The organism is Bradyrhizobium sp. JYMT SZCCT0428 (assembly GCF_018131075.1).
In the GTDB taxonomy this organism is placed as follows: Bacteria; Pseudomonadota; Alphaproteobacteria; order Rhizobiales; family Xanthobacteraceae; genus Bradyrhizobium.
This window is the reverse complement of the sequence record NZ_JAFCLS010000002.1, coordinates 1-22,741: the sequence shown is the minus strand read 5'-3', so window position 1 is coordinate 22,741 and position 22,741 is coordinate 1. Positions and strand designations below refer to the sequence as shown.

The window sequence follows — 22,741 nt, the reverse complement described above, 5'->3', positions numbered from 1 at the left end:
TGGAGGAAGCAATGAATGACACCAGTGTAATCAGCTACGAAAGCAACGAAGGGGTCGCGGTTGTGACCCTTAACAGACCAGAGAAAAAGAATGCGCTGAATCCCGCGATGATCGATGGACTGCGGTCGGCCTGGATTAGATTCCGTGACAGTGAAGATCGTGTAGCTATCTTAACGTCGTCAGACGACAACTATTTTAGTGTAGGGGCGGACTTTAGGGATCTTCCTCCCAACCTTTGGCACGGTATGCCCGTTGCCGGCGTTGATATTGGGAAGCCGGTGATCGCGGCGGTGTCAGGATGGGTTGTAGGAGGCGCATTCATACTTCCTCAAATGGCGGACCTCTGCATCGCTACTGAAAACACAAAGTTCTACTATCCGGAGGCTAAGGTCGGCGTGACAGGTGGACTCATATCATCTGTCGTGTCACGGCTCCCGCATAAGGTAGCCATGGAATTCCTTTTGTGCGGCGACGAACTATCCGTAGAACGCGCCTACCAATGTGGATTTGTGAATAAAATCGTGCCGGTTGGACAGCAGTTGGCGGCCGCGAAAGTCATGGCGGAGAAGATTGCGGGAAGTGCACCGCTGGTAATTCAAGCGCTAAAGCGGCTTGCTGACGAAACTCTTCCCAAGAGCCCTCTGGATCGTATGTGCGATGCTCGTCGCCTACTGGAAACAGTATCGTTGAGCGATGATCGCAAAGAGGGCGTCCTTGCGTTTAAGGAAAAGCGCAAGCCAGTTTTTAAGGGTCGATAATCAGTCAAATCTAACCGCTTTCGGGAGCCAAATCTTCTGAAGGAATCGGCCTCCGAGTGCGAGGCCGGCTGAAACGTTCGCTGGGGGTTCCTGCGCACCGTTGCTTTCGTCGGGAGAGCCAAGTGGCCTAAAGTGGGGTTTGTTGAATGGCCATTGTCAGGTCCACTGCCCGGGCGCAAGCGACGGCGCTTATTCCGGGCATCCTTCTCTGCACGGGCGTCGCTTGCGTTTCTGCCGTGTTGGAAGCAGCTGAAAGGCATGCTTTCGGGCACCCCTTTGTCGAGGCGCTAGTGCTGGCGATCCTGCTCGGTATGACGATCCGCAGTTTTTGGATGCCGCCGGAACGCTGGCGGTCGGGTATCGCTTTTAGCGCTAAACAGCTATTAGAATTCGCGGTGATGTTGCTTGGTGCTTCCGTGAGCTTTGCAGCCATTGCTGCATCCGGCATGACTCTGCTTGTCGCGATTGCGGCCATCGTTTCACTGTCCCTTTGCGCTAGCTTCTGGCTCTGCCGAATGCTCGGGCTATCGGAAAAGCTGTCGATTCTCATTGCCTGCGGAAACTCTATTTGCGGAAACTCTGCGATCGCCGCGGTCGCTCCGATTATCCGCGCTGACGGGAACGAAATTGCCTCTTCCATTTCGTTTACCGCCGTACTTGGCGTGATTATGGTACTTGGTTTGCCGTTATTCATTCCTCTTCTGCATCTGTCTGAGACGCAATACGGCATTTTAGCGGGCCTGACCGTTTACGCTGTTCCCCAGGTCTTGGCTGCAACCGTTCCGGCAGGAATTGTCAGCACGCAGATCGGCACACTCGTAAAGTTGATGCGCGTCCTGATGTTGGGGCCGATCGTCATTGGGCTTTCGTTGCTCGCCCTACGCCGCTACGGTGGCGCAACGCACCCGCACGGAGGCCGCGTCTTTCGTCTAGTCCCCTGGTTCATCGTAGGATTTCTTGTATTGGGGACATTACGATCGTTTGGGCTCGTTCCCAGCAGCTTAGCCGGTCCCCTGACAGTGATCACCAGCTTATTAACTATTGTCTCCATGGCTGCGCTCGGACTTGGTGTAGATGTTCGTGTACTTGCCAATGTTGGAGGCAAAGTAACCGCCGCGGTCACGCTATCTTTAATTCTTTTGCTTGCTCTTAGCCTGACGCTTGTTCATCTTTTTAAGTGACCGCGAGTCCCGGTACCGTTTGACGGTCTAGAGCAACATCGGATAGCACGTGATCATGCGCTCCCGCTTCAGCATTCTGTTGGGTCGGTCCAAGCGCAACTATTAAGCGAAGGCAATAACCAATGCGCCGCCTCTTCTTCGCTCGCGCTGCACGGCCTCGCTGAACGGGTTTTTTTGACTTCAGCCAGACCTTCGAGGGGCCACGCGGTAGGGCGCGCAGAGTCCTAGGTCTGAACAGGCGGTATTCAACCTGTACGAACAGTAATTTAGTTCCGATTGCACTACGGCACTTTCGCACCATCTCCGCCGTGCGCGGAGAACAGCCGGGAGTAGGTCTGAATTTGTCTAACGCTCCCAAGAGAGTACTCTTGACCGGCCGCTTCTGGCGCAAAGCGGTCGTCAAATTTCGTCCTGACTCGCGGGGCATGACGCAGCTCAGTTAGATTGAAAACGCCCTATCTACGTTATTCTTGGCCTTCATCAGCGGCTGCACCGTTAGGCGAAGAGCTACATTCACATGGCACAGACCAGGCAGCGGAAATCGCAAATGGTTCCATGCCAACGCTTCAACACTAGACTGTGGAAAAAGCCCGTTGATGCTGGCCGGCGCAATTTCATCAGTCCGATGGTGCTCGACCGCGACACTTTCGTAGCGCTGCATGCCGCCTGCCGCGTGCATGACAATGTGGCGCCGGAGCCCCCTAACTAACTATGCGGTACAAAAGCAATGTCACCGCCCGCAGTTTCTCAATCGGGGGTGCCGGTCTTTGTGGGGCTCTCAAGGGTGTGGGCGGCGGCTGCATTTGATCCGCGTAGCGAGCGTACCCGATCCAACTCGATCCATCGCTCCCGCCGGTGCGATACGGGATGTCTTTGAAAAAAGCCCGCCGGTTTACCCCGGCGGTTTTTTTCCATTAGGCGGCTTGGTGAGTGACTGAGCGCGACGGGGTGACGGGTTTCCAAACCATATCGTCAATATCCGGCACGATTGACGGAGCGGGTTCGCGATCCATCAGCAAGTCGATCCATGAGAATTTGAAGTCGAGTTGGAAGATCGCCGTTTTCTGGACGCAAAATGGTGCGGAGCCGTTCCCCGATTTCTTCGCAGATTGCGCGGCAGTGTAAGCTGTCGATCTGTAGGCTGTCCGAAGTTCTCATTGTTCCGCCCTGGTATTCTTGCGGAGACAATAATCATTAAATTTTAAGGGGTAGGTCTCGTTTCGCGCTGGATTTGATTGGAGGGCTTAACGAGAAATTAACCGCCCTCGCTTGCGGGGTCGCCTCAGCGGTAATGAAGGACATCAACGTTGTTTGGCGCGCCTTCAATCGGTTGAGGAGAAACCAGCGGATCGCTCAAAAGTAGATGGTCCATGGCCAAAGCCAACTGAAGATTCAAGGTGGTAATGGTGAGATATCGCGGCTCCCTAATGGCGACGCCAACTGAATGAATGGCGCGATACCAATGAGTTTGTGCGCGCACATCCCGATCGAGCGTTGCCAGGAACCTTATCGCATCGCCAAGTGTCTCGATCCTAGTGAATGGCCTAGCGATCAAAGAATGATCTAGCAGCACTAGGTTGGGCCATTGGATCGGGCCCTTTAAAGGGAAAATCTTGCTCCTGAATGCCTGCTTCACGACGATTGACGCATTGACTCCTGGTGACGTCGTATCACAAACGTCAGCACCCGCAGTCCTGGCAACGAAAGTGCCTCGTTTTCGTCTACAATGCCAAGCATACGCAACCTAGTGACGACTGCAAAAGCTTCATTTCGCAAACTGCCACCGCCGAAAAGCTTGATCAGCGCGCGTTGCTCTGGCCGGGTCAATTTAGCCCAGATCGCAGCTTCAGAAACTTGTCGCTTGATGTCCATATGATCAACATCTTGCGAGACGCCAATACAGACTTGCAAAAGCAAGCGCGATGAGATTGACATCCGTCTCAGTCTTCGACCCTACGTCAAACTTCTTAGACCTTCATTGCATCATGTTTTGCTGATTCGCGTAATGTCGTTGGGACATTTAGCTCGGGATGCGAATCCACGATGTGAGGATTCGAACCTGCAACCCACGGAGAGAAATCCGTTACTCTGGGATCTGAAGTAAAAATGGACTCGGTTTTCAACCGTGGGCATTGCTGCAGTTTGTCAAAAATCCAGGTCGATCGTGTTGACCACTGCTCAGGCGGGATACGAGTGGTACCGGGCACGAGGGCAAGACGCTTCTGTATCGCGCCAGCAAGCTCGAGTGCGATGTACGCCAGATCACCCCCCCGTGCTGCCGTAAGGCCGTGTGCGCAAGATCCCGCGCGACATCCACAAACCCGCCTGAGATGTTGCTCGTTCGCTTGCGGACACTGAAGATCGAGATGAGGTCCGCACACTTGAAGCGTATCTTGAACCTGGGGTCGGCTTCGACTGCGAGGTGCTCAGGATGAGTTCATTCTGGCCGCAATCGCCCAGAACCTGCGACGGCTCGCATCGCTGGTTGCTCGGTCACCACCCGCCGAAGTTCTGTGCGTCGCGTAGCGTTGGAGTTGCGTAGAGGGCGTTAGGGCCGGCAGATCAACGCCGGCACTTCCAACGAGGTGACTGACGATCCACGATCAGCAGCAAGCGACTTTTGCAACAAATCTGCCAACAACAGAAGGCGCTTCTACTGCGGAATCCTACCGATGGAGTAGTCTTTAGAGCAAGATTTGAAAGCTGTGTTGCGCACGCCCGCGCGACCCAGTTTCGATATCACCGCATTGCTGAATTGTAGCCTTGGCCTTATGGCCGGGCTTAGATTTAAGTGGAGGCGATCACTATTTTCAGTTGTCAGAACACAGTGCGAACACTTGCCGTAACTCTGCCGTAACTTTTCACCAGCGATGGACCCTTTTTGTCCATTTTGGTCGGGCTGTATTCTAGTCGCTCAAAGTTCCAGAATTGAAAAGTCTTTGTTTTCAAATGGCTTAGCTGGCTGGGGAACTAGGATTCGAACCTAGACAAACAGAGTCAGAGTCTGTTGTGCTACCGTTACACCATTCCCCAAGAATTGCTCAACGAATCAATGACTTAGCGAGTCGGCTGGCAATTTCTCGCGCCCGGATTTCAAGAATCCGGCGAACTGGCGCCCTTCTACTCGCTACCTTGCGCCCTTGGCAAGCGCGCGGGGAAGGCGTTGTTGCATGGGGACCGGAAAATCCGCCGGTATTTTACGACGCGGCCGGGCCGCAGTCAGGCCTTGGCCGATGAGCCTTTCGTTCGAAGAACTGGACTTTCGCCCGACGCCGATGGGCGTGCTCAGCCTGCGGCGGCGCAGGCGGCCGATGTCCGATATCGATGTTTATGAAATCAAGCTCGGCGACGAGTTTCTGATGTCGAGCCAATTCACGTTGGCCGAAATCGAACTGGCCCGGCTTGGCCTCGCGGCGCATGGTCGCGCGGATCTGGACGTGGTGGTCGGTGGCCTCGGGCTCGGCTACACCGCGCGCGCGGTGCTCGAAAACGCCGGGGTGCGATCGTTGATCGTGGTCGATGCGCTTTCCGAGGTGATCGAATGGCACGAGCAGGGATTGCTGCCGCTCGGCAAGGAACTCACCGGCGATCCGCGCTGCCGCCTGGCCCATGGCGATTTCTTCGCGATGTCGTCTTCCGCCGAAGGCTTCGATACGGCTTCACAGGGCCGCCGTTTCGATGCTGTGCTGGTCGATATCGATCACTCGCCGCGCAAGCTGCTGCATCCGCGGCACGCCGCGCTGTACGAGCCGGAAGGGCTGGCACAACTCGCCGGCCATCTGCAGCCGGGCGGGGTATTCGCGCTGTGGTCGAACGATCCACCCGACGATGCATTCGAACGCGTGCTGGCCGGCGCCTTTGCGACCTCGACAACCCATGTCGTGACTTTCGACAATTGGCGCGGGGATCACGATGCCAGCAACACCGTCTATGTGGCCGTCAAAGCGGAGTTGCCGCTGCCGGGGGCGGTCGCCTGAGCCGTCGCGCCGTTACTTGATCTTGTCGTAGGCCGCGGCGAAGTCGGCGAGCGGCATCGGAATGGTGATGCTTTCCTTGGCCATGTTCTGGAACGACACTTTGAGTTGCTTGCCGGATTTCATCGCCGCCAGCATATCCGCCGGGATCGGGCTGTTGGCGTAGCAGCCGCGTTGCTCGCAGGTCTGGATCTGCAGATCCGAAACCTTGCCGTCGTCGACCTGGAGCTTGGCGCCCGCCGGCAGGTTTAATCCAAGCGGCAACTGGATGATGGCGATCGGCTGGCGGTTGTCGCCGGCGACGCGGATGTTGAGCAGCACGATCACCTGTCCGGTCTTGGTCAGAACCGCGCTTTGTTCGACCGCGCATTCGAGCGGCGCGTCGCGGCTTGGGCTAGAGCAGCGCGCAACCCAGCCGGGAGGGGCGGGGGTGTTGGCCGGCGCTGCATCGGCCTGCGGGGTAGGAGTCGGCGATGGCGTTGCCTGGGCTGCACGCGGCGCCGACTTGGCCTTGGGTGCCTGCGGCGCCTGGGCGAAGCCGGGCGAGGCAAACGAAACGGCGACGGCGAATGCGAGCGTTGCTGAAATTTTCACTGTGATCCGGCTCCGAAATATGTCGCTCTCGGATGTGCCGTCAGGGGCGCAAAGTCAAGTAACTCGCCAGCCAGATCGCTTGCAGGGTTAAATCACTGGCAATCCATCACGCGCAAAGCCGGTTCACTCGGCGGCTTGCTTGACCGCGCCCTGTTGTTCCGGATCGGCTTCGTGATCGGGATGCGCCGGTCGTCCCCAGCGCGCAAACGCATTGGAGAGCCGGTCGAGATAGAGATAGATCACCGGCGTCGTGAACAGCGTCAGCGCCTGGCTGACGATGAGGCCGCCGACCATGGCATAGCCGAGCGGCTGGCGGATTTCCGATCCGGTACCGGTGCCGAGCATCAGCGGCACGCCGCCGAGCAGGGCTGCCATCGTCGTCATCATAATGGGGCGGAAGCGCAGCAGCGCCGCCTTTCGGATCGCGGCCTCCGGCTCCAGCTGCTCGTCGCGCTCGGCCGTAATCGCAAAATCGACCATCATGATGCCGTTCTTCTTCACGATGCCGATCAACAGAACGATGCCGATCAGCGCGATCAGGCTGAAGTCAAATCCGAACAGCATCAGGATCGCCAGCGCCCCGACGCCGGCCGACGGCAGCGTCGACAGGATCGTGATCGGGTGGATATAGCTCTCATAGAGAATGCCGAGGATCAGATAGACGACCACGAGGGCCGCGAGGATCAGCAGCGGCACGGTGCCGAGCGATTGCTGGAAGGCCTGCGCGGTGCCCTGGAAACTCGAGTTGAGCGTCGTCGGCGCGCCGATCTCGACCATCGCCTTCTGAACCGCGTTGGTCGCCTGGCCCAGCGCCACGCCCTGGCCGAGGTTGAAGCTGATCGTGATCGCCGGGAACTGGCCCTGGTGGCTGATCGACAGCGGCCGCACCGGCACGCTGGTCCATTTCGCAAACGTCGACAGCGGCACCTGGTCGCCTGTCGTCGGGGACTTCACATAGATCTTGTTCAGGGTGTCGATGCTGCCCTGCAATTCCGGCAACACCTCGAGGATCACGTGATAGCTGTTGAGCTGTGTGAAGTACTGCGTCACCTGGCGCTGGCCAAAGGCGTCGTACAGCGTGTCGTCGATCAATTGCGGCTGGATGCCGTAGCGCGAGGCGGTGTCGCGATTGATCTTCAGTTCCACCGTGGTGCCGTTGGTCTGCTGGTCGGTCGCGACGTCGCGCAGTTCGGGCAGCGTCTGCATCTTGGCCAGGATCTTCGGCGCCCATTCGTTCAGTTCGGCCAGATTGGCGTCCTGCAGCGTGAATTCGAACTGGGTTCGCGTCGGCCGGCCGCCCAGCCGCACGTCCTGCGCCGCCTGCATATAGAGCCGGGCGCCCTCGACCTTGTCCAGTTTGGGGCGCAGCCGGGCGATGATCTCCTGCGCTGACGCCTTGCGCTCGTTGCGCGGCTTCAGCGTGATGAACATGTTGCCGTTGTTGCCGGCCCTGCCGCTGCCGCCAATGTTCATGGCGATGGTCGCGACGTCAGGGTCGGCCATCACGATCTTGCCGAGCTCCTCCTGGTGGCGCTTCATGTCGGCGAACGAGATGTCCTGGCTGGCCTCGGACGTGGCGGTGATCAGGCCGACGTCCTGCTGCGGGAAGAAACCTTTCGGGATGATCACGAACAGGTAGACCGACAATCCGAGCGTGGCGAAGAAGATCATCAGCGTCGTGAATTTCCAGCGCAGCGCAAGATCGAGCCCGCGCTCATAGGCGCGAAGCATGGCGTCGAACGCGCTTTCGCTCCATTGGTAGAAGCGGCCATGCCTGGTCTCATGATGCGACCTGAGGAAGCGCGAGGCCATCATCGGCGTCAGCGTCAAGGATACGATCATCGATACGAAGATCGTCATCGCCAGCGTGACCGCGAATTCACGGAACAGCCGGCCGATGATGCCGCCCATCAGCAGCAGCGGGATCAGCACCGCGACCAGCGAAATCGAGATCGAAACGATGGTGAAGCCGATTTCGCTGGCGCCCTTGAAGGCGGCGGCCATCGGCGTTTCGCCTTCCTCGATATAGCGGGTGATGTTCTCCAGCATCACGATGGCGTCGTCGACGACGAAGCCGACGGCGATGGTGAGCGCCATCAACGACAGATTGTCGAGCGAATAGCCGAATACCCACATCAGCGCGCAGGCGCCGAGCAAGGCCAGTGGCACCGTGATGGTCGGGATCACGGTGGCCCAGAAGCTGCGCAGGAAGATGAAGATTACCATCACGACCAGCGCGATGGTCAGAAGCAGCGTGAATTGCACGTCCTCGACCGCGGCGCGGATGGTCTGGGTGCGGTCGCTGATGACCTCGATCTTGATCGCAGGCGGGATCGCCGCGACCAGCCGCGGCAGCGTCGCCTTGATCTTGTCGACGGTGTCGATGACGTTGGCGCCGGGCTGTTTGAACACGACGAGGAACACGCCGCGCTTGCCGTTGGCCCAGGCCGCCTGCTTGGCGTCTTCCGGGCCGGTGACGGCCTGGCCGATATCGCGAACCCGCAGCGGACCGCCATTGCGATAGGCGATGATGACGTCGTTCCAGTTCTTGGAATCGAGCAGCTGGTCGTTGGCATAGATGGTGTAGGCGCGGGTGGCGCCGTCGATATTGCCCTTCGGGCTGTCGACGGTGGTGATCGCGATCTGGCTGCGCACATCCTCCATCGACAGGCCCTTGGCGACCAGCTTGGCGGGATCGATCTGGATGCGGATCGCGGGTTTTTGTTGCCCGCCAATGATGACCTGGGCGACGCCCGAGATCTGGCTGATCTGCTGGGCGAGCTGGGTGTCGACGGCATCGCTGACTGATGTCAGCGGCAGCGTGTCCGACGTCGCCGACAGCAGCAGGATCGGCGAATCCGCCGGGTTGACCTTGCGATAGGTCGGCGGCGAGGGGAGGTTCTTCGGCAATTGGCCGCCGGCGGCGTTGATCGCGGCCTGCACGTCGTTGGCGGCGCCGTCGATCGAACGGTTGAGATCGAACTGGATGGTGACCGCTGACGTGCCGAGATAGCTGGTCGAGGTCATCTGCGCGATGCCGGGAATTTGCGCGAGCTGGCGCTCCAGCGGCTGCGCCACCGACGAGGCCATGGTCTCCGGACTGCCGCCCGGCAGGCTGGCGGAGACCTGGATCGTTGGAAAATCGACCTGCGGCAGCGGGGCCACCGGCAGCAGCGGATAGGCGACGAGACCGATGAACAGGATGCCGGCCATCATCAGCGAGGTGCCGATGGGGTAGCGAATGAAGGGTGCGGAGATTCCGCCGCTCATTTTTGGCCGACCTTGGCCGGCACCGGGTCCGAACTTGCGACCGCGGTCGAAACCAGCGTGCCCGGCTGCACCTTGTATTGGCCTGCCGTGATTACCTGCTCGCCGGGCGACAATCCCTCATCGATCACGGAGCGGCCGTCGATCGACCGCGTCACCTTGATCTTGCGCAGGGCGGCCTTGTTGTCCTGGTCGACCGTAAAGGCGTAGAGGCCGTCGGCTCCATGCTGAACCGCATCGTCGGGCACCACGGTGGCGTCCTTCAGCGTCGCAATCAAAAGCCGGGTCGAAACCGACTGGCCCGGCCACAGCGCATGATCCTTGTTGTCGAACAGCGCCTTGAGCCGGATCGTGCCGCTCGTGGTGTCGACCTGGTTGTTGATCAGCGCCAGCGTTCCCGTCGACAGCACGCGCTTGCCGTCGGTCGACAGCGCGATCGTCTCCGGCGGCGCCGCCGCAAGTGCAGCCCTGATATCGGGCAGCTGATCTTCGGGGGCGGTGAAGATCACGGCGATCGGCTCGATCTGCGCGATGGTCACGATGCCGGTCTGGGTCGCGGCATTGACGATGTTGCCGACGTCGACCTGGCGCAGGCCCGCAACCCCGGAGATCGGCGCCTTGATGGTGGCGTAGTCGAGCTGGGTTTGCGCATTGAAAATGGCCGCGGCATCGGCCTCGATCTGCGCCGTCAGCTGCGCGACGGTGGAGCGCTGGGTATCGGTTTGCTGCCGGGTCGCGAATTCGCCGAGCTTGGTAAAGCGTTGCAAATCGAGACTGGCGTTGGCGAGATTGGCTTCGTCCTGGGCTTTCTTGGCCTTGGCCTGATCGAGCGTCGCCTGGAACGGCCGCGGATCGATCTCGACCAGCGTATCGCCCTGCTTGACGAACTGGCCCTCCTGGAAGGCGATCCGGTTGATCTGGCCATCGACGCGGGTGCGGACCAGGACCGTATTAAAGCCTTGCACCGTGCCAAGGCCGGTCAGATAGACCGGGAAATCCGCCTTCTCGACGGCGGCGGTCTTGACGGCGACGCGGGCCGGTGCGCGCTGCTGGGAACCAGCCGCCTGCGCGGCGTGGTCTTCGCCATGCAAACGCTGCCAGCCGAAATAGCCGAGCCCGGCCATTGCACCGATCAGCAATAACAGACGGATCGCGCGCGATTTGGACATCGAGGCTTCTTGGGTTCGGGAGGGTATTCAAACGAGTCCCCAGCGAAGTCCGGTGTAATATGCGCGCCGTTTGGCTGTAAACACACTAAGACTTGAAGAATCCTAAACAATTGGAAAGGTTTGAGAGGCTGGCAGCTTGATCAAAAATGTAGCTCCGCAATGCCTGCCGATTGCGCAACTCGCCGGGCGTTCGCCCACCGCATCGCGGTGAATGTATCAAGCGTCGTGGCGAGACGAGTTCTGTTGAAGCCGGACGACATCGCCTCTGCGCTTCGCGCGATGCGATCGACCGCTCGTCGAAGCTCCCGCACGGTTTTTGGTCGCGTCGTTTTCGAAATGGTTGAAACACGACTGGATGTCGTCCATAGCGCGCGAGCAACGTTGCGACATTGGGAGCATGTGATGGACGAGTTGAACGGACGCATGATGGCCTGCGAGATCCTGGTCACGGGATTGATCGCGCGCGTCGCCAACAGCTCGCCCGATCCGTTGCGGTTTCTCACCGATTTCCGCGACGAGATCAAAGCGGTGGTCAAGGGCGTCAACATCGCCGGGATGGAAAACACCGAGCGGGTGCGGCAGGTCGCGCAAGCGAAAGTCGATGAGTTGTTTTCGCTGATGAAGCCGCCGATCTCGGATTGATCAAAGCCGGAATCTGAGAAAGCCTTGTGTCCCAGCCGTTTCTTGCAACAGTTTAGAACGTTTCAAATCTAAGTTTAGAACGCTTTCAAACTGCAGTTTAGAATCTCTTTTAACTGGTGCGATTCATTTCTCTGTGTTGCTGCAATCACATTGACCCCGGTTCCCCCGCTCGATAGCACCCACAATGGGACGGATTGTCGCGCGACAAAATGCGCGCAACCCAAGGTTTCATTCAAGGGCGCGTCATGAACAAAGCAAAAGCACCGAAATCGTTGCGTTTCGAGGCAGCGATCAACTCGGTCAATCAAACCATTGAAAACAATTCCGGAAAGGCGGTCACGGCGGTCGCGGGTTTGATCGCCGTTGCGTCGTTCTCCGGCGCCGAAGCCCAGCAATCCAGCCTCCCGCCGGTGACGGTCGATGCCCCGGTCGCTCGCCCGCGTCCTGCTGCTGGGAAGCCTTCGGCGGCCCAACTCCGCGCACGCACCGCCTTGCGCCGTGCTGCGCAGCGCCCGCAGGTCGCGCCGGTGGCGGCGGTGCCGTTCCCCAATGCCGGTGGCTTGCGCGCGGACCGCGACCCCTACGCAAATCCCGACGCGCCCTACATGGCCACCCGGGTGCAGGCGTCAGGCAAGTTCCCCGAGCCGATCCTCAATACGCCAAAGACGATTACGGTGCTGACCAAGGATGTCCTGGCCGACCAGAACTCGACCACGTTGAAATCCGCGGTGCTGAACACCGCCGGCGTCACGCTCGGCACCGGGGAGGGCGGCAACGCCTTCGGTGACCGCTTCTTCATCCGCGGCTTCGATGCCCGCAACGACATCTTCCTCGACGGCATCCGCGACGCCGGCGTCAGCGTTCGCGAGAACTTCTTCACCGAACAGGTCGAAATTCACCGCGGGCCGGGTTCATCCTTTGCCGGCCGCGGCACCGCCGGCGGTGCGATCAACATCGTGACCAAGCAGGCGACGACTGAAAAAAGCTTCTACAACATGGACACGACGTTCGCGACCGACCACACCAAGCGGGTCTTGCTCGACGTCAACCAGGTGATCAGCCCGACACTGGCGATCCGCGCCGGCGGTCTGTTCCAGGACGCCAGCATCGCCGGCCGCAACTACAGCAAGGACGACCGCGATGGCGGTTTCGTCGCGGTGAAGTGGACCCCGCTCGACTCGGTCAAGCTGTGGGCCAACTACATTCACACCAATCTGCACGGCATGCCTGATTTCGGCGTGCCGTATTATCGGCCCGGAACGCCCGCACCAGCGACAGGGTTCACCAATACTTCCGGTGGTCCGTTCACGGATTTCGGTGTCAACCGCAACACGTTCTACGGTGTGGTCAACCGCGACTATTACAGCATCAAACAGGACATCGGCACGGTTGGTGGCGAGATCACCATAACCCCCGATCTGACGTTGAGCAGCAAGACCAGGGTTCAACGCTCGGTGCAGGACTACATCGGAACGCTGCCCGAGGCGCCGATCACGGTAACCGGCAATGCTCTCCCGCAATGGACGCTCAGCCTCAATCCGCAGAGCCGCTACCAGGCCAGCGAAAACGTCGCCAACGTGACCGAAGCGGTCTGGAAGACCCAGCTCGGCGGCTGGAGGAACACGTTGGCCGCCGGCATCGAATACTCGCGCGAGCTTTCCAGCATCGACAAATATTTCGGCCTCAGCTCGGAGGGTGCCACGGTGGGCGGCAACTATACGGGTGTAAGTATTTTCAATCCCCAGCGCACGTTTGCGCCTTTCGCCGGCAACGCGCAGTGGACTGGCCTGCCGACCAGGATCTCGATCGATACCACGAGCGGTTATCTGATCGACACCGCCAACTACAACGATTTGGTCATCCTCAATGGCGGCGTTCGCTACGACAACTACAACGTCAAGGTGAGTGGTTTCGGCACGACCGGCCCCAATCCCAACCCGGCGCTCTGGGGTAACCAGCAAAAGGAAGACGGCATACCGAACTTCAACCTCGGTTTGACGCTGAAGCCGCTGCCCTATGCCAGCGTCTATGCGGCCTATGCGACGTCGTCGAACCCGGTCGGCGCCGAATTCGACGGTACCAGCTCGCAATATGGCGGTCTCGCTCCCTTCCTCCCCGGCAATCCAAATCAGTTGTTTGGACCCGAGAAGAACAAGGCGATCGAAATCGGTACCAAATGGGAACTGTTCGACCGTCGCTTGCTGGTGACGGCGGCGCTGTTCCAGACCGAGAAGGAAAATGCGCGGGAATCGCAGAACTTCAACAACACGACGGATGCCGCGACACTGGCGAAACTAGCGGCTCTGGGCTGCACTTATAACCTTCCGATTACCGCTCCTCCGACAAACCAATCCTGCATCTCCGCGGGTGCCGCCTATCGCATCCAGGGCATCGACCTTGGCGTCGGTGGCAAGATCACCGACAAATGGAGCGTGTTCGGCGGTCTGGTGCTGATGAAGTCCGAGGTGACGAAGTCTCTGGTTCCGTCGCCGCAGCCGACGCTGTACCCGAGCAATGTCGGGCTCAAGCTTGCCAACGTCGCGCATCAATCGTTCAGCATCTTGAGCAAGTACAAGCTCACCGACGTCTGGGAGCTTGGCGGCCAGGCGGTGTACCGTTCGGAGATGTTCGGCGGCACGTTCCTCGCCGCAAACCAGGGTACGTCGCTCCCCAGCTTCTGGCGCTTCGATACCTTCGTCGAGGCGAAGGTCGACAAGAACTGGACGGCAAAACTGTTCGTCTACAACATCACCAACAAGCTCTACTACGATGCGCTGTATCAGAGTGCGACGCCGTTCGTGTTCGTGGCGCCGGGCCGCAGCGTGAGCATGGTGATTTCGGCGCGGTTCTAGACAAATTCTAAGGAAGCAGGTGGCATGCTGATCTGCATCCCCGCGGTGCTTGATAAGGCTGATGTGGCGGACTTCCGCCGCATCATGGATGAGAGTGCGTGGGAGGACGGTCGTTCCACCGCTGGCGCGCAGTCCGCGTTGGTCAAGCGCAACGAGCAATTGCCGCCGGACAGCGAGGTCGCCCGCAAGCTCGGCCATCGCGTGCTGTCGGCGCTGACGGCGAGCCCGAGATTCATCTCGGCGGCGATCCCGCTGCAGATCTTTCCGCCGCTGTTCAACCGCTACGCCGCCTCGGACGGACATCATTTCGGTGTCCATGTCGACAACGCGGTGCGGGGCGACACCCTGACCGGCTTGCGGATCCGGACCGACCTGTCGGTTACGTTGTTTTTGTCGGAACCGGACGAGTATGACGGCGGCGAACTGGTGGTCGAGGACCGCTATGGCTCCCAGGAAATCAAGCTCCCGGCCGGGGACATGGTTCTTTATCCTGCTTCTAGTTTGCATCTGGTGACGCCGGTCACACGAGGTATGCGTGTCGCATCTTTTTTCTGGCTGCAGAGCATGGTACGGGATGCTCACGCCCGCAGCCTGATCTTCGATCTCGATACCGCGATCCAGGCCTTGGTACAGCGACTTGGGCGGGATGACCCTGAAACGGTCAAATTGACCGGTATCTATCACAACCTGATCCGCTACTGGGCCGAAGTATGAATTCCATGATTGTCCGCACCACAGTTGCCGTGATCGCCGCCCTGGCGATGCTTTCGTCGACCGTGCCTTCGTCGGCCCAGCAGAAGATGGCGCCCGCAGCGCCGCCCGCGCCTGCGATTCAGCAAGCTCCCGCGGCGGGGCAGCCGCCCGCAGCGCCGGCCGCACAACCTCCGGTCGTTCAGGCTCCCGCGCCGTCGGCGGCCGCAGCGCCAGCCGCCGCATCCCCGGGTGCAACCGCATCCCCGGGTGCAGCCGCATCCCGGGCTGCAGAAGCCACCGCGGCGCCGGCCGAGCGTGACAAGCTGCTGAAGGCCGCCGCTGCGGAGCTCCGCGAATTGTCGCCGTGGTCGATGTTCAAGTCGGCGGACGTGCTGGTCAAGGCCGTCATGATCGGTCTCGCCTTTGCCTCGCTGCTGACCTGGACCATCTTCATCGCCAAGATGATCGAGATGACCGTCATCCAGCGCAAGCTGCGCAATGCGCTGAAAAAGATCAGCGACTCCCGCTCGCTTGCGGAAGCGCAATTCGCGCTGGGCGCGAAGGGTAGCGTGCTGTCGTCGTTGCTCGCGGCCGCGATGCGCGAAGCGCGCCTGTCGGCGGGTATCTCGAGCGACGCCGGCATCAAGGAGCGCGCGGCGTCGAGCTTTGCCGAGATCGTGCGCGCCGAGGCTCGGCGGATCCGGCTCGGCATGGGCCTGCTCGCCACCATCGGTGCAACGTCGCCCTTCGTCGGACTGTTCGGCACGGTCTGGGGCATCATGAACAGCTTCATCGGAATCTCGAAGTCGCAGACGACCAATCTGGCCGTGGTGGCGCCCGGTATTGCCGAAGCGCTGCTGGCGACGGCGATCGGTCTCGTCGCCGCGATCCCCGCCGTCATCATCTACAATCACTTCTCACGCGTGACCAAGGGCTACCTGGAACTGGTCGGCCGTGCGTCGGGCGCCGCAGGACGGCTGCTGTCGCGCGATCTCGATCGGACCCATGTCGGCGGTTCGCATTCCCGCGCGGCGGCGGAGTAGACGATGGGCGCATCGATCGCAGACAGCGACGTTGATGACGACAGCGATTTTGCCGAATCGCACGAGATCAACGTCACGCCGTTCATCGACGTCATCCTGGTCCTCTTGATCATCTTCATGGTGGCGGCGCCGCTGTCGACCGTCGATCTTCCGATCGACCTGCCGACATCGACGGCGATCCCGCAGAAGAAACCGGACAAGCCGACTTACGTGAGTATCAAGCCTGATCTGACGATTGCGATCGGTGAAGACTCGGTCAAACGGGTCGACCTTATCCGTTCGCTCGATGCGATGCCCGATAGCAATAAGGATCGTCCAATCTTCATTCGCGCCGACCGTTCTGTGCCGTATGGCGAGTTCTTTGGCTTGATGGAAATCCTGCGCGCGGGCGGCTATACCAAGGTGAAGCTGGTGGCGCTTGAGCGTGCTCCCGACGCCCCTGCGCCGGCAGCCAGTCCGACGCCCTGAGTGACGATGATCGATGTCTGAATTCGACGAGCAGAGGCCATCACGCCGGCTGTGGATCTTTGCCGCAGTCGTTGCGCTCGCGCTGCATGTCGGCGGGGCCGCACTGGCGATCGTGCATTTGCAGTCGGACGACGAGGGGGGAGATCTCGGCGCGCAGGGGGTGGAAATCGGCATCGACCTGACGTCTCCAACCACCGAAGTCTCGGAGCTTCCGCCGGGCCCGGAATCGGAAGCGGCGCAAGCTTCGCAAGCGGCACCCGACCAGAAGGCTGTCGAAAAGGAAACCGATCTTCCGAAGGCGGAGGTAACCGAGACCGAGGATCCGGACCGGGTCGTCACGCAAAACGACTCGAAGAAACCGGAAAAGGAGGAGCCGGAACCTGCGGCCGTGCAGACCACGGCGGCGGCGGAACAGGCGGCTTCGGAAGCCTCCGCGCAACAGGCCATCGAGGATGCGCGCGTCACTGAAAAGGCGACAGTCGTCAACCAGGGACTTGGCAAGGACAAGGGGCGCCTCACCGCGGATTGGGGACGCAAGATCAGCGCCTATCTCGAACTGCACAAGAAGTTTCCGACCGGCAAGGCGAAGGCGGCATCGGTCAGGTTGAGCCTGGTGCTCAACCGCCTTGGTAACGTGGTTTCCGTGAGCGTAATGGAGTCGTCCGGCGATCCCGCCTATGACGAAGCGGCGATTTCGATGGTCCGCCGCTCCGACCCGGTGCCGCGCCCACCGGCAGGTCTCACCGAAGATCAGTTCACCTTTGCTTTGCCTGTAAACTTCAACAAGCCGAAGTAATTGCTCAATCTGATGGAATGGATGCGAAACAAAAATGCCGGCGATCACTCGCCGGCATTTTCATTTGAAACCCTCATCCGCCGGATCAGGTCTTCTTCAGCATCGGACAGACGCTCTTGTCGAGCGGGATGAAGGCCTCGTCAGTCGCGTCGGAAGCAACCGCCACTCCCAGTTCCGAGGTGATCCCGGAGGGGCCGCGCTCGATCGCACCGGCCATCGGCACCGGCGAGACGGCGCGCCGCGTGCGTACGACCTGGCAGAAGGAATTGTCCGCCCATCTCGACAAGCACAAGAAATATCCAAAGGGTCGCTCGCAACAGGCCGCCGAAATCGCTGTTCGGTTCACGCTGAACCGGATGGGGCGCGTGCTTTCGGTCAGCATCGAAAAAGGATCCGGAGACGCCGCGTTCGACGAGGCCGCACTCTCAATGGTGCGGCGTTCCGATCCCGTGCCCGCGCCGCCGCCATTGATCGCGGACGAGGGGTTGAGCTTTACCGTGCCGGTGATCTTCCGCGTCAAATCGAAGAAGGGCTGAGCGGGGTAGGGCGCCGCGGGGCCTACGACGCTGGCTCCGTTTGGAGCGCGCGCATCGCAGCTCTGATCATCGCGACGATTTCGAGCCCGGCGGCGCCGTCCTCAGGCTGACGCCACGCGCTCTGGATTGCGACGACCACCTGCTCAGCCGGATTGACGACGATGATCTGGCCATAGTCGCCATTCGCCGAAAAGGTGCCGTTGCTGACGCCGTCCGGTAAGTGCGGCATCACCCACCATTGGTAGCCGTATCCCAACGGCGAACCGGGCATGAGCCGACCGAAGTCGGTGGCCGCGCTGTCGGGCTGTCCGGCGAGATCGCGCCAGCCGGGCGGAAGGACCCGCCGCCCATTGAAGGCTTCGCCATCCTCCAGCACCAGCTGGCCGAAGCGGCCGAAGTCGCGCAGGCGTGCGCTGACGCCAAACCCGCCCAACTCCATGCCGCCTTCGGAATCAAGTTGCCAATACCCGTCGGCCTCCATGCCGGCAGGGCCCCAGATCGTCTCGGCGCAGTAGTCGGCCAGGGGCCGGGCTGTTGCGGCCGCGACCAACGCGCCAATCAGATAACTCTCGCCGGTCGAATAGTTGAAGACTGTGCCCTGCGGCTGTGCGCGCGGCAGTTTGCACAGGAGGTCGAGGACGGAGCCTGGCCACCGGCTCACCATGGCCTTGACCAGGCGAGTGCAGTCTGACCGTCCGTCTGCATCGTCGTGCTCGCGCCAGGCCACACCGGAGCACATCCGCAGGAGATTACGGATCGTGACGCCCTCGTAAGCCGAGCCGCGCAGCCGCGGCAAATATTGCTCGCAGCGATCGTCAAGGCTGCCGATCGCGCCATCATGGAGTGCCGCCCCGGCGAGCGTCGCGGTGATCGACTTCGCGGTCGACATGCTGGTCCACCGGCTCTCCGGGCCGTTACCCATGCCGTAGCGCTCCAACGCAATCTCGCCATGCTTCAGGATCAGCAGCCCGGCCATGCGCCGGCGGGCCATGTGGTCGCTGAGGCCGAGGCGCACCCCGCCCACCTCAAAGGTCAGGTCCGCGAGCGAACGGGCGTGCGGTGGGAGCGGCCGTACCGCGTCGCCGCGCCGGATGACGCGCACCGGCCAGACCTGGTCCTGGTTGCGGAAGGTCGGCGCCTGGTTTTCGGGTGTCGTGTTCCAGTGGTGCGGAGCCGCCCGCTCCGGATCGGTGTCATCAGCGGCATTCGTCGGTGCAGGATTGGCCATGAATACCCCCTCGTTCGTTGAGACGACGCCAAATCGCCCGGGAACGGCGCGTTTGCAAAGCAAATCAAGTTGGTTTGACGTGGTCTGGTCCCGCTGGCATGCTGACGGCCGACGATACGGAGACATAGCCCCGTCAGGGGATGTGCGAACGTCCGCTCAGGGTCAATCGCGTCGTTTTTAGCGTTGGCCGACGACTCCGGTCTTCCCCCGAAAGCGGACATAGTCACTGCCGCCCGGCAGGTCCGTTTCGTGCCAACAGGCGACATTGGCCGTAATCCCGCCGAAGCAAATTCCGCCGCCCCCTGGCAGCCAGAATCAAACTCCAGGTCGCCCGCAACCGCATCTAGAGGACGAAGAAGTCAGCGCTGGTAATATTTAGACCGACATCCACGCTGGCAAACTGAACCGCAGCGGCCGCGCCGGATCCGTCGCTGTCGTAAAGAAGCGCGCCGGTCTGGTTGTTGTAGATGATGTGGTCGTCGCTATCGAGCGCTGATGCGCCCTTCCTGAATTCGCTGCCATGAAGCGAAGCTATATCGACGCCCGCACCCAGCGAGAGCGCCGTGAACACCGCGTTGTCGAGGAAGATTTGGTCGTCCGCGACATTGAAATCGAGAATGGTGTCGACGTTACCGTGCCCGAGTGACGTGTCGAATATGAAGGTGTCGGTACCGGATCCGCCCGAAAGCGCATCCGCAAGCGATCCGCCGTTCAGCTTGTCGCTGCCCTCGTTGCCGTAGAGTCGGTCAGCGCCTGCGCCGCCCAGAAGCGTGTTGTCCTGCGCATTGCCGGTGATCTTGTTGTCGAGTCCGTTGCCGGTTCCGTTGGCGGCGTTGCCGGCCAGAACCAGGTTTTCGACGTAGGCCGTCAGCGTGTAGCTGACCGTGGATTCGACAGTATCCAGGCCTTCGCCGTTTTCTTCCACGACCACGTCGCCGGCCTGATCGACCTTGTAGGTGTCGTTACCGGCTCCGCCGTGCATTTCGTCGGCGCCGGTGCCGCCGTTCAGCGTATCGGCGCCACCCATCCCGTAGAGCGTGTCGTTATCACCCATGCCTAAAATGATGTTGGCGTCGTCGCTGCCGACGATCTGATTGCGCAAGGCGTTGCCGGTGCCGTTGATCACGCCATATTCCAGCACAAGGTCCTCGACGTTGGCGGTCAACGTATAGTCGCCGAGGTTGGAGAACACCGTGTCGCGGCCCTCGCCGGCGTACTCGATCACCGTGTCGCCGGACTCCCGGACGATATAGGTATCGTCGTTGCGGCCTCCGAACATGACGTCGTTGCCGTAGCCGCCGTCGAGCGTGTCGTTGCCACTTTCGCCCCAGAGGGTGTCCTCCCACGATCCGCCATACAGCCAGTCGTTATGGTATCCGCCGAAGAGGGTATCCATTCCGGACCCGCCATAGAGGTGGTCTTCGCCATCCATGCCCCAGAGCGTATCGGCCCCGTCGAGCCCGCTCAGCGTGTTGCCCAGCGCGTTGCCGACGATCTCGTTGTTGAGCGCGTTGCCGGTGCCGTTGGTCGCCGAGCCGTACAGCTCCAGCCGCTCGAAGAAATCTTCAAGGGTATAGTTGATGTACGACTTCACCTTGTCGAAGCCGCCGTACTGCTCGTTCCCCGCTGGTCCATCCTCGTGCTCGGATAGGCTGTCACCTGTGTTGTCGACGATGTAGGTATCGTCACCCAGGCCGCCGTCCATCAGGTCCGCGCCCTTTCCACCGTCGAGCCAGTCGTTGCCTCCCAGACCGAAGAGGTGGTCGTCGCCGTCATACCCGAAGATATTGTCGGCTTGCTCCGTCCCAAAAAGGCCGAGGGTGCCCCAGCCATTGGAGCTCGATTTGTCGTTGCCATTGCTGCCATAGATGTTGGCCATTTCGTCTCCCTTTGTCCGAGCGCCGAAATATTCGGCTCGCATGGGGACGCTATGTCAGTAACGGCTGGCGCCGCGTGTTCCCTGGGGAACAGGCTGCTTTTGCATGCGTGCGGAAGATCACATAGGCGGGCGCGCGCGGAGACAAATGTCCGCTTCGGGTCAAGCGCGTCACTTTGGTCGTCGGCAGACTACTTCCGGTTTTCCCCCGGAAGCGGACATGCCAGGGCCGATCGACATGTCTCTTAAGTGCCACTTCCAGACGTCAAGCCACGTCAGCGCCGCCCCGTTATCTTGCTCAATTCTTTCGATACGCGCTTCACAGCCGTCGGGCCGTCTGGATCGGACGGAGCGAGTTGAGCGTGCATCTTGAAGTCAGCCAAGGCCGCTTGCAGACTGCGTTTCTTCTCCCACGCCATGCCGCGGTTGTAATAGGCTTTGGCAATTTTCGGATCGAGCCGTATCGCCTCGTTGAAATCTGCGATGGCCCGGTCGAAGTCGCCCCTGTTGCCCCAGATGCTGCCGCGGTTGACGTAGGCGGGCGCGTATTTCGGATTGAGCTGGATCGCCTGGTTATAGTCCGCGACGGCCCGGTCGAGGTTGCCCTTGGCTCCCCAGGCTTTGCCGCGGCCGTAGTACGCTTCAGCGTCTTTCGGGTCGAGCTGGATCGCCTGGTCGAAGTCCGCGATGGCCCGGCGGAAGTCGCCCCTGGACCCCAGGGCGCTGCCGCGGTTGGCGTAGGCGACCGCATATTTCGGATCGATCTGGATCGCCTTTGTATAGTCCGCGATGGCCCGGTCGAAGTCGCCCTTATGGAACCAAATGTTGCCGCGGTTGCTGTAGGCAGCCGGATACGTCGGATCGATCCGCATCGACTCGTTGTAGTCAGCCACTGCGCGGTTGACGTCACCCCGTGCCTGGTACGCCCCGCCGCGACGCGTATGCAGCCGCGCAAGGCTTCGACCCGTGTATTGTTGCGAGTCGATGGCGCGCGAGCACTCTGTGACCGCGAGGTCATCTGACAGCTTTATGCAGAAATCCAACTCGTCTGCGGCGGCCACTCTCGGCAACCCGGCGAGAACCACCGTGGCCATGCATGCTAACAACCGGTATGTTGAGAAGCGCATCTGCATCGCACGTGGTCTCCGCACGTTGGTCGGAGCAGTCGGAACAAGCGACCGCCATTCTCCGGACGTTCATTTGTCCCTTAGTCGGGGTCGCAGAACAAATGGTTCATCAGCGATTGGACGCTCGGTTTCCGCTTGGGGTCATTCGCGTCGCTTCGCGAGCAAGCGTTATTTTGCGGCCCGGGTGCGACAAATCAACCCGACGGGCAAATCAGTTCCGATTTACAGAAATCATGTCAAGCCCCAAAACAGAAAATATTTCTGTTTACCAGAATCCAAATCAAGTGCATATGTTTGCCCATCCCGTCCCACTCAGAGGGCGTCGGCCGTCGTCACGGACGTTGGACGGGTTGCGGTGGACGCTGGTTTACGCCTCGACGATGGCGTGGATAAGCGTACGGCAAAACCGTGTGGTCCTGGCACCCGTTGCAGGTGTCAAGCTGTCGGGTAGGCGAGAGCCGAACGGCAGCGACGGAGTCAACCAAGAACTCGTCTCCGGGGAGATCACGGCATAAGCCGTAAAGCCATTGCGCAGGG

The 22,741-nt window shown here is 60.6% G+C and carries 18 protein-coding genes, 1 tRNA gene and 2 pseudogenes; 11 read left to right on the top strand and 10 right to left on the bottom strand.

From position 1 onward, the window contains the following. Positions 1 to 11: 11 nt before the first annotated feature. Together JQ575_RS02000 and JQ575_RS01995 are read left to right on the top strand one after the other, a co-directional pair. Entirely contained in the window at positions 12 to 758 is a 747-nt protein-coding gene (locus JQ575_RS02000; RefSeq protein ID WP_212031619.1) for an enoyl-CoA hydratase/isomerase family protein, read from the top strand. A gap of 146 nt (positions 759 to 904) precedes the next feature. Next, positions 905 to 1,939, top strand: a complete 1,035-nt coding sequence (locus JQ575_RS01995) for a YeiH family protein (RefSeq protein WP_212031618.1) — start codon at positions 905 to 907, stop codon at positions 1,937 to 1,939. A 439-nt stretch (positions 1,940 to 2,378) separates the two neighbouring features. Here the strand turns inward: JQ575_RS01995 and JQ575_RS01990 are convergent, their stop codons facing one another. From JQ575_RS01990 to JQ575_RS01980, 3 genes are all read right to left on the bottom strand, one after another. Further along, complete coding sequence (locus JQ575_RS01990; protein WP_212031617.1) at positions 2,379 to 2,600, bottom strand: hypothetical protein; 222 nt, start codon at positions 2,598 to 2,600, stop codon at positions 2,379 to 2,381. A gap of 621 nt (positions 2,601 to 3,221) precedes the next feature. Next, positions 3,222 to 3,575: a hypothetical protein gene (locus tag JQ575_RS01985; protein ID WP_212031616.1), complete on the bottom strand. Its 354-nt coding sequence runs from the start codon at positions 3,573 to 3,575 to the stop codon at positions 3,222 to 3,224. After that, positions 3,572 to 3,874 carry a hypothetical protein gene (locus JQ575_RS01980; protein WP_212031615.1) on the bottom strand — a complete coding sequence of 101 codons (303 nt, stop codon included), beginning with the start codon at positions 3,872 to 3,874 and terminating at the stop codon, positions 3,572 to 3,574. The genes JQ575_RS01985 and JQ575_RS01980 overlap by 4 nt, the downstream gene beginning before the upstream one ends. Before the next feature lie 410 nt (positions 3,875 to 4,284). Here JQ575_RS01980 and JQ575_RS44335 point away from each other — a divergent pair. Beyond that, positions 4,285 to 4,465: pseudogene (locus tag JQ575_RS44335) on the top strand (IS5/IS1182 family transposase); the annotation flags it as partial. A 433-nt stretch (positions 4,466 to 4,898) separates the two neighbouring features. Here the strand turns inward: JQ575_RS44335 and JQ575_RS01975 are convergent. Further along, positions 4,899 to 4,972 (bottom strand) — tRNA-Gln (locus tag JQ575_RS01975). 200 nt (positions 4,973 to 5,172) lie between these two features. Between JQ575_RS01975 and JQ575_RS01970 the strand changes: the two genes are divergently transcribed. Then, positions 5,173 to 5,916: a spermidine synthase gene (locus tag JQ575_RS01970; protein ID WP_212031614.1), complete on the top strand. Its 744-nt coding sequence runs from the start codon at positions 5,173 to 5,175 to the stop codon at positions 5,914 to 5,916. Positions 5,917 to 5,928: 12 nt separating this feature from the next. Here the strand turns inward: JQ575_RS01970 and JQ575_RS01965 are convergent, their stop codons facing one another. The 3 genes from JQ575_RS01965 to JQ575_RS01955 all read right to left on the bottom strand — a co-directional run bounded on the left by JQ575_RS01965 (position 5,929) and on the right by JQ575_RS01955 (position 10,943). Beyond that, the gene (locus tag JQ575_RS01965; protein WP_312015868.1) at positions 5,929 to 6,507 is read right to left on the bottom strand and encodes an invasion associated locus B family protein; all 579 of its coding nucleotides are present in this window, start codon (positions 6,505 to 6,507) and stop codon (positions 5,929 to 5,931) included. Positions 6,508 to 6,630: 123 nt separating this feature from the next. Next, on the bottom strand, positions 6,631 to 9,777 hold the full coding sequence (locus JQ575_RS01960; protein WP_212031613.1) for a multidrug efflux RND transporter permease subunit: 3,147 nt from the start codon (positions 9,775 to 9,777) through the stop codon (positions 6,631 to 6,633). Further along, positions 9,774 to 10,943, bottom strand: coding sequence for an efflux RND transporter periplasmic adaptor subunit (locus JQ575_RS01955; RefSeq protein ID WP_212031612.1), 1,170 nt, complete (start codon positions 10,941 to 10,943; stop codon positions 9,774 to 9,776). The genes JQ575_RS01960 and JQ575_RS01955 overlap by 4 nt, the downstream gene beginning before the upstream one ends. A gap of 402 nt (positions 10,944 to 11,345) precedes the next feature. Between JQ575_RS01955 and JQ575_RS01950 the strand changes: the two genes are divergently transcribed. The 7 genes and pseudogenes from JQ575_RS01950 to JQ575_RS01920 all read left to right on the top strand — a co-directional run. Beyond that, positions 11,346 to 11,585: a hypothetical protein gene (locus JQ575_RS01950; protein ID WP_212031611.1), complete on the top strand. Its 240-nt coding sequence runs from the start codon at positions 11,346 to 11,348 to the stop codon at positions 11,583 to 11,585. Between the two features lie 245 nt (positions 11,586 to 11,830). Continuing rightward, entirely contained in the window at positions 11,831 to 14,437 is a 2,607-nt protein-coding gene (locus JQ575_RS01945; RefSeq protein WP_212031610.1) for a TonB-dependent siderophore receptor, read from the top strand. A 24-nt stretch (positions 14,438 to 14,461) separates the two neighbouring features. Continuing rightward, positions 14,462 to 15,151 (top strand): Fe2+-dependent dioxygenase, encoded by a 690-nt coding sequence (locus tag JQ575_RS01940; RefSeq protein WP_212031609.1) that lies wholly within the window; start codon positions 14,462 to 14,464, stop codon positions 15,149 to 15,151. Next, on the top strand, positions 15,148 to 16,173 hold the full coding sequence (gene exbB, locus JQ575_RS01935; RefSeq protein WP_249166380.1) for a tonB-system energizer ExbB: 1,026 nt from the start codon (positions 15,148 to 15,150) through the stop codon (positions 16,171 to 16,173). The genes JQ575_RS01940 and exbB overlap by 4 nt, the downstream gene beginning before the upstream one ends. Before the next feature lie 3 nt (positions 16,174 to 16,176). Then, on the top strand, positions 16,177 to 16,641 hold the full coding sequence (exbD, locus tag JQ575_RS01930; RefSeq protein WP_211996658.1) for a TonB system transport protein ExbD: 465 nt from the start codon (positions 16,177 to 16,179) through the stop codon (positions 16,639 to 16,641). Positions 16,642 to 16,654: 13 nt separating this feature from the next. Further along, positions 16,655 to 17,437: an energy transducer TonB gene (locus tag JQ575_RS01925; protein WP_212031608.1), complete on the top strand. Its 783-nt coding sequence runs from the start codon at positions 16,655 to 16,657 to the stop codon at positions 17,435 to 17,437. Positions 17,438 to 17,577: 140 nt separating this feature from the next. Next, positions 17,578 to 17,973 (top strand): annotated as a pseudogene (locus tag JQ575_RS01920) (energy transducer TonB); the annotation flags it as partial. Positions 17,974 to 17,995: 22 nt separating this feature from the next. Here the strand turns inward: JQ575_RS01920 and JQ575_RS01915 are convergent. The 3 genes from JQ575_RS01915 to JQ575_RS01905 form a co-directional block, all read right to left on the bottom strand. Continuing rightward, entirely contained in the window at positions 17,996 to 19,201 is a 1,206-nt protein-coding gene (locus tag JQ575_RS01915; RefSeq protein ID WP_212031607.1) for a serine hydrolase, read from the bottom strand. Between the two features lie 343 nt (positions 19,202 to 19,544). Then, positions 19,545 to 21,080, bottom strand: coding sequence for a calcium-binding protein (locus JQ575_RS01910; protein ID WP_212031606.1), 1,536 nt, complete (start codon positions 21,078 to 21,080; stop codon positions 19,545 to 19,547). A gap of 272 nt (positions 21,081 to 21,352) precedes the next feature. Then, positions 21,353 to 22,210, bottom strand: coding sequence for a tetratricopeptide repeat protein (locus JQ575_RS01905; RefSeq protein WP_212031605.1), 858 nt, complete (start codon positions 22,208 to 22,210; stop codon positions 21,353 to 21,355). Positions 22,211 to 22,741: the final 531 nt, after the last annotated feature.

What these genes read in the sequence shown, in the direction of transcription:
- JQ575_RS01950 (WP_212031611.1), top strand. Translation starts at nt 11,346, where the DNA reads ATGGACGAGTTGAACGGACGCATGATGGCCTGCGAGATCCTGGTCACG.
- JQ575_RS01905 (WP_212031605.1), bottom strand. Translation starts at nt 22,210, where the DNA reads ATGCAGATGCGCTTCTCAACATACCGGTTGTTAGCATGCATGGCCACG.
- JQ575_RS01940 (WP_212031609.1), top strand. Translation starts at nt 14,462, where the DNA reads ATGCTGATCTGCATCCCCGCGGTGCTTGATAAGGCTGATGTGGCGGAC.
- JQ575_RS02000 (WP_212031619.1), top strand. Translation starts at nt 12, where the DNA reads ATGAATGACACCAGTGTAATCAGCTACGAAAGCAACGAAGGGGTCGCG.
- exbD (WP_211996658.1), top strand. Translation starts at nt 16,177, where the DNA reads ATGGGCGCATCGATCGCAGACAGCGACGTTGATGACGACAGCGATTTT.
- JQ575_RS01945 (WP_212031610.1), top strand. Translation starts at nt 11,831, where the DNA reads ATGAACAAAGCAAAAGCACCGAAATCGTTGCGTTTCGAGGCAGCGATC.
- JQ575_RS01910 (WP_212031606.1), bottom strand. Translation starts at nt 21,080, where the DNA reads ATGGCCAACATCTATGGCAGCAATGGCAACGACAAATCGAGCTCCAAT.
- JQ575_RS01960 (WP_212031613.1), bottom strand. Translation starts at nt 9,777, where the DNA reads ATGAGCGGCGGAATCTCCGCACCCTTCATTCGCTACCCCATCGGCACC.
- JQ575_RS01970 (WP_212031614.1), top strand. Translation starts at nt 5,173, where the DNA reads ATGAGCCTTTCGTTCGAAGAACTGGACTTTCGCCCGACGCCGATGGGC.
- JQ575_RS01990 (WP_212031617.1), bottom strand. Translation starts at nt 2,600, where the DNA reads ATGCAGCGCTACGAAAGTGTCGCGGTCGAGCACCATCGGACTGATGAA.
- JQ575_RS01980 (WP_212031615.1), bottom strand. Translation starts at nt 3,874, where the DNA reads ATGTCAATCTCATCGCGCTTGCTTTTGCAAGTCTGTATTGGCGTCTCG.
- exbB (WP_249166380.1), top strand. Translation starts at nt 15,148, where the DNA reads ATGAATTCCATGATTGTCCGCACCACAGTTGCCGTGATCGCCGCCCTG.
- JQ575_RS01915 (WP_212031607.1), bottom strand. Translation starts at nt 19,201, where the DNA reads ATGGCCAATCCTGCACCGACGAATGCCGCTGATGACACCGATCCGGAG.
- JQ575_RS01925 (WP_212031608.1), top strand. Translation starts at nt 16,655, where the DNA reads ATGTCTGAATTCGACGAGCAGAGGCCATCACGCCGGCTGTGGATCTTT.
- JQ575_RS01955 (WP_212031612.1), bottom strand. Translation starts at nt 10,943, where the DNA reads ATGTCCAAATCGCGCGCGATCCGTCTGTTATTGCTGATCGGTGCAATG.
- JQ575_RS01995 (WP_212031618.1), top strand. Translation starts at nt 905, where the DNA reads ATGGCCATTGTCAGGTCCACTGCCCGGGCGCAAGCGACGGCGCTTATT.